10 protein-coding genes are annotated in these 10847 nt (G+C 50.3%); 8 read left to right on the top strand and 2 right to left on the bottom strand.

Translation table 11 applies throughout. The features are described from left to right. Positions 1-475 (top strand): serine hydrolase (locus AACR41_RS02460; RefSeq protein WP_030007960.1); only part of this gene is annotated, 475 nt, incomplete at its 5' end. 204 nt (positions 476-679) lie between these two features. Here AACR41_RS02460 and AACR41_RS02455 read toward each other — a convergent pair. Both AACR41_RS02455 and AACR41_RS02450 read right to left on the bottom strand, forming a co-directional pair. Continuing rightward, the gene (locus AACR41_RS02455) at positions 680-1402 is read right to left on the bottom strand and encodes a hypothetical protein (RefSeq protein ID WP_030007959.1); all 723 of its coding nucleotides are present in this window, start codon (positions 1400-1402) and stop codon (positions 680-682) included. A 225-nt stretch (positions 1403-1627) separates the two neighbouring features. Further along, positions 1628-2986, bottom strand: coding sequence for an aromatic ring-hydroxylating dioxygenase subunit alpha (locus tag AACR41_RS02450; protein ID WP_030007958.1), 1359 nt, complete (start codon positions 2984-2986; stop codon positions 1628-1630). 175 nt (positions 2987-3161) lie between these two features. On the opposite strand from AACR41_RS02450, the gene AACR41_RS02445 reads away from it, so the two are divergent. The 7 genes from AACR41_RS02445 (at position 3162) to AACR41_RS02415 (ending at position 10829) form a co-directional block, all read left to right on the top strand. Then, positions 3162-4004 carry a prohibitin family protein gene (locus AACR41_RS02445; RefSeq protein ID WP_012308201.1) on the top strand — a complete coding sequence of 281 codons (843 nt, stop codon included), beginning with the start codon at positions 3162-3164 and terminating at the stop codon, positions 4002-4004. A 346-nt stretch (positions 4005-4350) separates the two neighbouring features. Then, positions 4351-5598 carry an S-layer homology domain-containing protein gene (locus tag AACR41_RS02440; RefSeq protein ID WP_223209954.1) on the top strand — a complete coding sequence of 416 codons (1248 nt, stop codon included), beginning with the start codon at positions 4351-4353 and terminating at the stop codon, positions 5596-5598. An 88-nt stretch (positions 5599-5686) separates the two neighbouring features. After that, positions 5687-6514, top strand: coding sequence for a prepilin peptidase (locus AACR41_RS02435; RefSeq protein ID WP_045442430.1), 828 nt, complete (start codon positions 5687-5689; stop codon positions 6512-6514). A gap of 49 nt (positions 6515-6563) precedes the next feature. Further along, positions 6564-8231, top strand: a complete 1668-nt coding sequence (locus tag AACR41_RS02430; protein ID WP_030007955.1) for an ABC1 kinase family protein — start codon at positions 6564-6566, stop codon at positions 8229-8231. A 489-nt stretch (positions 8232-8720) separates the two neighbouring features. Further along, positions 8721-9845 carry a response regulator gene (locus AACR41_RS02425; RefSeq protein ID WP_030007954.1) on the top strand — a complete coding sequence of 375 codons (1125 nt, stop codon included), beginning with the start codon at positions 8721-8723 and terminating at the stop codon, positions 9843-9845. A gap of 77 nt (positions 9846-9922) precedes the next feature. Further along, on the top strand, positions 9923-10288 hold the full coding sequence (locus AACR41_RS02420; protein ID WP_012308196.1) for a response regulator: 366 nt from the start codon (positions 9923-9925) through the stop codon (positions 10286-10288). A 40-nt stretch (positions 10289-10328) separates the two neighbouring features. Beyond that, positions 10329-10829, top strand: coding sequence for a chemotaxis protein CheW (locus AACR41_RS02415; protein ID WP_030007953.1), 501 nt, complete (start codon positions 10329-10331; stop codon positions 10827-10829). Positions 10830-10847 lie beyond the last annotated feature (18 nt).

Below are 10847 nucleotides of genomic sequence, written 5' to 3'. Positions count from 1 at the left end.
GGCAGGGGAGTGTCAAACCAACCCAGAACTTGTGGGAAAAGATGTTAGCCGTAACAACCTGTCTTGGACAGGGGCGGCGGGGGCCTTAGTTTCAAATACAGAAGACATTATCCACTGGGTACGAACATTATTCGTTGAAGACAATTTGCTGTCCGCTGAAGAAAAAGAAGAAATGCAGCAAATCGTTTCTTTACAGACAGGAGAGGCGATCGCCCAAACAACAGCGACAGATCCCTATGGTTTTGGTTTGGGGATTATCCAGGGTTACGACGAACGTTGGGGCAATTATTGGTTTTATCAAGGCGAAACACTGGGCTATCGTTCATTTTATGTGTATTTCCCTTGTAATCAAGTGATTATTTCTGCTCTATTTAATAGCTCTGTAGATGCTCAAAATAACCACGCCCGCAGTTTAATCCAGCAGGTCTACGGTACTCTTTTAGAAGATGATCCTGCGTTGATATGTCAGACTTGAGTGTTGGAAAACGAATTTGCTCATCCTAGACAAGCAAATTTAGTCTAAAGTTTAGACCCAAGTCGATTTTATTTGTTCGATGCCGTCTTCATAAGCAAAGGCTAAAAAAATCTTCCGCTGCTTAAGCTTGGTGAACGTTTCTATCGGGGAGCTTAAGCATTGGAAGACAAGAATCAATTAAATTTGGTCTAGATTGATGGCTGGCTAGCGCACCGTAAAGCTGTAACGATCTTGGACGACATAACCACCCGCAGACCAGTTGTAGTAGACGCGTACTTCATAATTGCCTGGGGCGAGACCTCTGAATTGACGGGAACCTGAGCGCTGCCCTTGGGTATAAAACCATTCACCGTAGCTATCGTCTGGGGCATTGGCTGCAACAATGGTGATCCAATCCTGGCGATTACCAGGGAGATTAGTGTAGTTCACCATAATCGGTTCATTAGCTTGGTAGACCGTTTTATTGGTAGAAATATGACGGTTGTTAATTGGTGTTGCCGCTTGTGTCCCGACAGTGAAACGATACCGATCCTGGACGACATAACCGCCATTGGGCCAGTTGTGGTAAACCCGTACTTCGTAGCTGCCAGCAGCGAGACCTTTGAATTGACGAGAGCCAGAGCGTTGACCATCGGTATAAAACCATTCTTCGTAGCTATTGTCGGGGGCATTGGCCGGAACGATGGTAATCCAATCTCCAGAGTTGCCCGGTAGATTGGCGTAGTTCACCATAATTGGCTCACTGGGGGCGTAGGTTGTTTTTTGGGTGGCAACTTGTCGTCCAACTGGAACTTGACTCACCAGCACCGGGTAGGCGTTAGGGATTGTGGTGGGAACCGTGGGACTGGGATTGGCGATCGCCCCCTCAACCCAAAAGCCGAGGAGGACGGGTAAACAAGAGAGCAGGGGCCGTAAGGTGGATTTCATGGGGATTTTTAGAGGGAAAAGATAGGGAAAAGTAGTGCGCGAAATAAATTTCAGTTGGGTCTTGGGCAAACAAGTCCGTTAGATAGAGATAGTTGCTGAGGCCAAGAACTGATGCAGATTTTCTCGGAATAGCCGACTCTAGCTGAATTATAAGCAGCTCTTGGGGAGGTGACCTAGGTTTTCTGGCTGATTACAAGAAATTTCCCTAAAGAGAGTACGTCCTAATCACTTTTGATAGTTTCGCGTTGGGGGATATTCCCCTTCAAAAAATCGACGTTCTAGGCGATAGAGTTGCCACCAGAGGCCCGCCAAAAGAATAATCACCGTGGCGATCGCCCCAAGGCTCCAAGTGGGCAAACCAGAAAAAATCGCGAAGGGCAAACCCAACCACAGCAGAAATCCCAAACCAATGACACCTTTTTTCCCTTTCTGAATTCGATGAAGAGCCTGGGTACAACTGGCGCAATTTTTGGTGTGGGAATGGTAACGCTCTAACAATTGGCTTTGTTGTGGTTCTGCGGGCGAAAAATCTTCGTCTGGGAAAGGTTCGCCATACCGTTCTACCCATTGGCGATAGGCCAACACAAACAAATCTGAACTGGTCGGCAAATAACAGGTTTTGGCGTAGTTTTGGGTCGATTTTGCCAATTCCCGTTCCTGGAGATGCAAAAAGATTTGATCATCTTCAAGGATGCCCATTTGATTCAGATGGGAAAACCACCGGGGAGTAAATTTAAACGCGAGTCGGGGTATGGCCGCTTTAAAACGGAAGGGGAGCCGCACAATCGCCCGGCAGCGTCCTTTTTCGGTGGGGGTCGCGTAGACAACGGTCATCACCTGGCCAAAGGGACTTTCGGGAATGTCGTGCCACATGGCAGCCGGCGCAAAAAAAGTTGTTTTCTGGGCGCCGAGGGTGCCGCGTCGGGGGCCTTCTTCCCAATTGCCCGTGAAGCCTGTTTTTTCTACTTCAGAAACATCGAGGATAAATTCCTTGGCATTTTTACGGTTACCGACCCGGGGGTGGTGGGTAAAGGCCACATGACTCGTATCCAGGACATTTTCTAAGAGGGTTGTCGCATCGTAGGGAATATCACGAAATACATCAGCCATCACCCATTCCCCTGGATGTTGGTCTAACTGGGGCACCGTCGGGATCGGCGTTTGGGCTGCCACGTGGCGATCGCCCCCATAGACAAACAGCAACCCTTGTTTAACGCAACTGGCATAGGTTTTTACCTGGGCTCTGGGACTGTGGTGGGCCTCACCGTCTGGGGCTTGGAAAGGAATTTTGGTACAGGCGCCCGTCTCCGCAAATTGCCAACCGTGGTAAGGGCATTCTAAACAGTTATCGACAATGCGACCTTCGGATAGGGGCGCGAGGCGGTGGGGACACACATCGCTAAAGACTTGCCATTGCTGGGTTTTGGGCTGCCACCAAATTACGAGGGGTTCCCCCAGCAGCACAAAGCGGGTGGGTTTGGTTTTGTCGAGATCCTGCACGAAATGGATCGGATACCAGGCTGCGTGCCAATCAAAGGCAGGCGTCGTGTCGGCAGTGGGTTCAGGGAGGGGCGTTGCAACCATAGATTAGAAAAGGAAATTTCAGACGGAATGATTGGGGTCAGTGCTTTTAGCTTAACGAATTGTTACATTTCCTTGGGGCGATCGCCTTTGGGTTTTGCCCTTTGCCTCCTGGTCGTCTTCACTACAATGGGATGGAAAACCGAGCCGCTAGAACTGATTTGGAGACCAAAACCGCGTGCGTAACATTACTCCCAACCAAAATTTTCCCCTCTCACTGATTGGGGTGGCGATCGCCCTGTTATTTTTCATCGTGCTCAATGCGTTTGTCATCATTAATCCTGGCCAAGCCGGTGTCTTGAGCGTTCTTGGGAAAGCCCAGGACGGCGCTCTCCTAGAAGGAATTCATTTCAAACCGCCCCTGATTGCCAGCGTGGATGTCTACGATGTCACCGTCCAAAAATTTGAAGTCCCAGCCCAAAGCTCGACCAAGGATTTGCAGGATTTGACCGCCCGTTTCGCCATTAACTTCCGCCTCGATCCCGTGAAAGTCGTCGAAATTCGGCGCACCCAGGGCACCCTACAAAATATTGTCTCGAAAATTATTGCCCCCCAAACCCAAGAATCCTTTAAGGTTGCCGCCGCCAAGCGCACCGTCGAAGAAGCGATCACCAAACGCACCGAACTTAAGGATGACTTTGATACCGCCCTCGAAACCCGCCTCGAAAAATATGGCATCCTTGTCCTCGACACCAGCGTCGTTGATTTAAACTTCTCCGCAGAATTTTCCCGCGCCGTCGAAGAAAAACAAATCGCCGAACAGCGGGCGCAGCGGGCCATCTACGTCGCCCAAGAAGCCGAACAACAGGCCCAGGCAGATATCAACCGAGCCAAGGGGAAAGCCGAAGCCCAACGCTTGCTCGCGGAAACCCTCAAGGCCCAGGGGGGAGACCTCGTGCTCAAAAAAGAAGCCATTGAAGCCTGGAAAGAAGGAGGCGCACAAATGCCGAAGGTGCTGGTCATGGGCGATCAACGCTCCAGCGCCCCCTTTATCTTTGATCTCAACGACATGCCGAAATAGCCCCACAACAATCAAAATTTTCACAAAATTACCATCGGGCGATCCAAAGGCGATCGCCTTTTTATGTTGCTTTTGACTAGCTGGAAACATTTTTTAAGCAGGGCTAGTCTTCAATAATCCCTGCATAAATTTAGCAATCCCCATTATTGTTCAGAACATTTCCAAGCAGTTGAAAACGAAAAAATCAGCGGAACATTTACGGGAACAAGTCGTCTAAAAACCTAGTAAATTTAGCTTAAATAATTCGATTTAAGCATTTTTTAAGTGAGAAGTGACGGTAACAACGCTAACCTGAAATCAAGCAGTCACCCTAATCTGAAACGCAAGGAAAAATAATATGCCTTCTATGAAGCGAACCCAGCAATCCACCGCTCTTCTTTTAGCCTTATCCCTCGGACTAGGAAGTACATTACCCTTCCAGGGATCGTTGCTGCAACCCGCAGCGGTGATGGCCCAAACAAGCCAATTCCCAGATGTTCCGAGTAACTATTGGGCCACAGGCTTTATTAATGAATTGGTCAACCGGGGGATCATTGCCGGTTTTCCTGATGGTTCTTTTCGGCCCGATGCGCCTGTAACCCGTGCTCAATTTGCGGCCATGGTGCAGAAAGCCCTCCCAAAGAGCCAAGACCGCAATGCGATTAATTTTGTGGATGTCCCCAGCAGCTATTGGGCTTTTAATGCGATTAATAATGCCTATGAGATGGGCTTTCTTTCGGGATATCCAGGTCAGGTTTTCCGACCCGAACAAAATATTCCCCGGGAGCAGGTTTTAGTAGCCTTAGCCAATGGTTTAAATTATTCAGCCCGTAACAACATCAATACCACCCTCGGCTATTACCAGGATGCGGCGAATATTGCTGATTTTGCCCGGAGCCCCATTGCCGCCGCGACAGAACAAAAAATGGTGGTGAACTATGCCAATTTGCAACAACTCAATCCCAAGCGCAATGCCACACGGGCTGAGGTGGCCGCATTTATTTATCAGGCTCTCTTTTCCCAGGGTCAGGTACAGGCACTAAATTCCCCTTATATCGTCACCCAGGATGTGGTGGCTGTGGACTATCGCATCACAGCGGGCACGATTATTCCAATTAGTTACACCGCTGACAAAATCCTCTTAACCCAGGATGAAATTTTACCGGTGACCCTCACGGTGGATGCCAATATTGTCAATACCCAGGGGATAGTGCTGATTCCCCAGGGCAGTGAAATTCAAGGGGAGTTCCGACCGTCAGGGAATGGGACGCGCTTTGTCGCCCAACGCCTAGAGTTACCCAACGGCCAAATGTACAATATCAACGCGGCCTCCCAGGTGATCACAGATACGGAGAGTGTGCGCCGGGGCACTGATGTGGGCAATTTGTTGAGAAATGCGGCCTTAGGTACGGGGGCCGCCGCCGCGATCGCCGCCATTACCGGAGACCGGGCGATCGCCACAGAGGAACTCTTAATTGGCGCTGGTGCTGGTATTCTCGCAACCTTAATCCCCCAATTTTTGGGCCTTGATCGCGTGGATCTGTTGGTGGTAGAAACCAATACGGATCTTGATCTCACCTTGGCCAATGACTTGATTCTTCAGGTCAATCCCTAGGAAAAAGATTGTTTTAGGGTTTTTGAAAATTTGGCGATCGCCTAAGGGGATAATGGGGCTGGTTGGCTAGGGTTTGAGAGACATCACCATGCTCGCGCTTTTACAACAGTCCGGTTTGTTGGCGATCGCCTTTATTTTTCTATTCATCTGGGGAGCCTGTTTCGGCAGTTTCCTCAACGTGGTGGTTTATCGGCTGCCAGCGGGTTTATCCCTGGCACATCCCCCCTCCCGCTGTCCCCACTGCGGCCACCAACTAGGGGCACGGGAAAATATTCCGGTGTTGGGTTGGCTCCTGTTGGGGGGCAAATGTCGCTGGTGCAAAACGCCCATTGCCGCCCGGTATCCCCTCGTCGAAACGCTGATGGGTTTGCTCTGTGTCGCCACGGTGGTTCAATTTGGGTTGACCCTAGAGGCGATCGCCGCCTTTACCCTGCTGTTTTGGTTGGTGGCCTTGGCCCTCATTGATTACGACACTTTTACCCTGCCCAACCCCTTAACCCAATCGGGCCTCGTACTCGGTCTCCTCTTCCAGATGGGGCTAGGCTTCCAGGCGAATGGCTTCCCTGGCGCGATCTATGGGCTAATGGGTGGCATTGGGGCCGCAGTATTGGGACTGTGGTTACTAGATGGCATTGGTGTCATTGGTTCGGCGGTGCTGGGCCAAGAGGCCATGGGGGGCGGTGATCCGAAACTTTTGGCGATGATTGGCGCTTGGCTGGGCTGGCAAAACGTCCTCTTAACGGTAATTTTGGCCTGCGCCCTGGGCACAATGATTATCGGCGGGGCCATGGGCCTCGGTAAACACCAGCGGGGGCAACATTTACCCTTTGGGCCGTTTCTTGCCTTGGGGGCGATTAGTAGTCTCTTTTGGGGCGATCGCCTGATCGAACTCTACCTAAACACGTTTTTGGGTTGAAGCTTTTCTGTATGATGAGGGATGGTCGAAATCTAGGGCAAAATCAATCGTGAAAACTCCCCGCTGGCAACGGCGCAAACTGAGTCTCAGGCAACGGCAACTAGAAATCTTTACCGTGGCCGCCCAGTTTATCCTCCGGCTCGGCAAAGACCGACTCCCCGGTGGCAACCCCGCCCGCAAACGCCATCGCCAAGCCCGCTGGCTCGTCAATCACCTCCTGGATCTGGGGCCGACCTTCATCAAAATTGGCCAGGCCATGTCAACCCGCCCGGATCTATTTCCCATCGAATACATCGAAGAACTAAGCCAACTCCAAGACCGGGTGCCGCCATTTAAGGGTCAAGCGGCGATCGCCGTCATCGAGCAAGAATTTAACAAATCTATCTATGCCCTCTTTAAGGACTTTGAACTAGAACCCCTCGCCTCCGCTAGCCTGGGCCAAGTGCACCGGGCCACCCTCTACAGCGGCGAAGAAGTGGCTGTAAAAGTTCAGCGCCCCGGCCTGAGTCGTCTGTTCCAAGTGGATATGCAAGTCCTCGAAAAACTCTTGCATTGGGCCAGTTATTTTTTAAAAGACCTCAAAAAATACAATCTCAATCAAATTTACCGGGAATTTTTCGAGCTTCTCTACCAAGAAATTGACTATATCCATGAAGGAAAAAATGGTGATCATTTTCGGCAAAATTTCGCCGACGATCAGCAAATTCTCGTGCCCAAGGTTTATTGGCAATACACCACCCGCAAGGTCTTAACCCTCGAATATCTACCGGGCATTAAAATTGACGACCGGGCCGCCCTCGAAGCAAGCAATATTGACCCAGACCATGTGATTAGCCTCGGCATTTCTTCTTACCTCAAACAACTGCTCCAGGATGGCTTTTTTCAGTCCGATCCCCACCCCGGCAATATGGCCGTCGATGCCACAGGGAAGCTGATTTTCTATGATTTCGGCACGATGACCGAAGTCAAATCCATGGAAAAAACCCAGATGATGCGCACCTTTTTTGCGGTGCTGCGCAAGGATACGGACGAGGTGGTCGAAACTCTGGTTTACATGGGCCTCATCGAACCGATGGCAGATATGACCCCAGTCAAACGGATGATTGCGTTTCTTTTAGATCGGTTCCGCGATCGCCCCATTGATCTCCAGGAATTTGAGCAGATTAGTAACGAGCTCTACCTGATGTTTGAGCAGCAACCGTTTCGCCTGCCGCCCCAAATGACTTTTATCATCAAGGCCCTCACCACCCTCGATGGCATTGCCCGCGCCCTCGACCCCCAATACAATCTCATGGCGGCGGCCCAACCGTTTATTCGTAGCTTGGCCGTGAGTCACAAACCTGGGGAAAATCGCCTGGGGAGCCTCGCTCAACAGACTAAAGAATTTGTCCTGTACCAATTCCAGAAACCCAGCCGCACCGAAATGGCCATTAAACGCCTCGAATCACGCATTGAGTTAGGGGAACTGCAATTTCGCGTTAAATCCGTTGAAGGCGATCGCCAATTGCGCCGCATCTACCTCGCGATCAAAACCATGATGTACGGCATCCTCTGGGGCTTTAGTAGCGTGGTCGGTATTTTAGTCTGGAGTCAGGCGGCCTCTCTCTTCCTCACCGGGGCGATCGCCCTCACCGTATTTTTCTTTGGCCTCCAAACCCTCCGCGCCCTCCTCCAACTGCTCATCCAAGAACGCCTCGATCACTTAATCCGTCGTTAAGAGGCTCCCCCGATTTCAATTTAGACACCACTAGAACAGCACGGGGTAAAAGTCCTGAAATTCCTTGCTATATCTGGCTTTGAAGTATATTAATGGGGCGTCAAGATCGGTGGGGTCAAAGTCTTTTCGTAGCTAAACATACTACTTTTAACCAAGTCTTTATGGTAAGAAAATAATCTCTTTCTGTAGCATTAGTATTGCTCAGATTAACTAATAGAGTTGCCCCCAAGCACCATGAATTTTCAATCTTGCCCTAGCCCCATTTATTCAAGCTTTTTGTACTGCGGTTTGAGCCTAGTCACCAGGCAACCCGATAAAACTATGAAATCCATATTTTTCAGGCGATAAAGTCGATCTAGAATAAATTGCCCCTGACATAATTCTGTCGCTGCGCTTACCCACTACCCTCCCGATCCATTTTTCCCAGCCACGGGTAAAGACCAAAGGCGCTAAACCCTCTTCAAATCAATTCCCGCTAGTGTGTTTCATATGAAAGTGCAAGATGCCATCACCAAAAACGTTGTGATTCCGGGCCAAGTCCTCCAATCCCTGATCCAACGGCAAATGTCGGGGACAATGACCATTTACGATCCCTTAGATGAATCGGTATTTTGGCAGCTTTATTTTGGGGGCGGGAAGCTGCATTTTGCCACCAGTGGTATGGGTAAACGGGAGCGCTTAACGTATCTTTTGGGGCAACTGTTTCCGAAAGCAAAATTTCCCATGGGAGATAGCTTTTCCCAAGATTACGATTACATTTGTCAAATTTGGAAAGCTGGAAAATTATCCCTCCAGCAAGTCCGCCAAGTTTTATTTTTTACGACCCAAGAGGCGATCGCCCAGTTTTTATCCCTGCCCCGCGCTGCCATTAAATTTGAACGCGCCCTTAATCTAGATCCCCTGTTGCTGTCCCTGTCCCTCAAAGAAATGGTGCGCCCAATCCAGCCGACCGTTCGCCAATGGGTACAACTCCGCCCCGAAATCGCTTCCCCTTTCCAGCGCCTACAAGTCAAAGATTTCCGTGAAATCCGGAGCCGCTCCTGGCTAAACCTCCAGGACTATCAATTTATGGAAAGCCTCCGGGAGCACCTCGACCAACAAGTCACCCTCTATGAGCTGAGTCACCACACCCGCCGTTCTACCCTCGAACTCAGCCAACTCTTCCATCCCCTCGTCAAGACAGGCTTGATTGAAGTTATTCCCTATGCGGGCGTTCCCCAAAAACCCAAACCCCGCATTGCCTGTATTGATGACAGCAAATCAATACAACGGGTCGTCAAAATGACCCTAGAAGCCAGTGGCTTTGATGTTATCGGGGTCACTGAACCTGCTTTATCTCTGAGTACCTTTGCCCGCCAACGGCCAGAACTAATTCTGATGGATATCAACATGCCCGAAATCGATGGTTACGAGCTTTGTCGCCTGTTCAACCAATCCGAAATGCTTAGGGATATTCCCGTGGTGATGCTTACGGGGCGCGATGGAATTATTGATCGCCTCCGTGCCAAGATGGTGGGGGCTTCTGACTACATCGCTAAACCGTTCAATCCCCAGGATTTGATACGGATGGTGCAGTCCTATGTGGAGCAAACATCAGCGCAATCTACGCCCTAGAGGTTGTATTTCATAATCTCTAAACTCAATTTTCAGAATAAATTGCGCCAAGTTCTAACACTGATCAAGAAAATAAGATGAAAAAAGTTTTAGTTGTTGATGATTCTAAATCGGAACAAACCCTTGTCCGGGCACTCCTGGAAAAAATGAGCCTAGAGGTCAGCCTGGCGGACAATGGCGATGAAGCCTTAACTTGGCTGCGCAACCATGACCAACCGGATCTAATTTTCCTCGATATTGTGATGCCTGGGCTCAATGGCCTCGATTTATGCCGAGAAATTCGCGAAAGCCTGGGTTACGAGGAGGTGCCAATTATTTTTTGTTCTAACAAAAGCCAGGACTTCGACCGTTTTTGGGCGTTACGTCAAGGGGGCAATGCTTATTTAACGAAACCCTACAGTCCGATGGAATTCATGAAAACAGTCAAAGAGTATTTGGCTTAGATAGTGCTGTTTTTTTCTTCGATAAAGGTCTGATTTTGCCATGGTCGCTCCCCCTACCCAAACCGATTTCTTCCGGGTTCAACTGTATCCTGCTGGGGCTGACCCCCTTGCCCAAACGCGCTTGTTGATTCCCCTAGAAAATATGTTGGAAGTGATGACCCTGCCCCGCCAAGACATTTGCCCGGTACCAGGGGTCGCTCCAGGGGTGTTGGGGGTGACGAACCAACGGGGGCAGTTGATTTGGGTGGTGGATCGGCGATCGCCTTCGGGATTAGGAACATCTGCAGCACGGCCCAATCCCCAGGAAAAGCTAACGGTGGTGCTCCTGGGCCAGGGGGATGCAGGGCAAGTGGGCTTTGTGGTGACCCAGCTTGAGGGCATTGCGCCGTTTGACTTGGGGGAGGCGGCTCCGGTGGCGGCGGCTTGGCAGAGATTTTATCCCCATTGCGATCGCCAACTGGTCAAGGGGCCAGAGACGGGATTTACGTTGGCCATGGCCCATTTATCCCGCCACCTACAGGGCGTCCCGGTCAATCAGTAAGTTTTGAGTTTTTTCAAC

The sequence above is a fragment of the Picosynechococcus sp. NKBG042902 genome, assembly GCF_963864045.1.
In the GTDB taxonomy this organism is placed as follows: Bacteria; Cyanobacteriota; Cyanobacteriia; order Cyanobacteriales; family MRBY01; genus MRBY01.
This window is presented reverse-complemented; position numbering and strand designations above follow the sequence as displayed.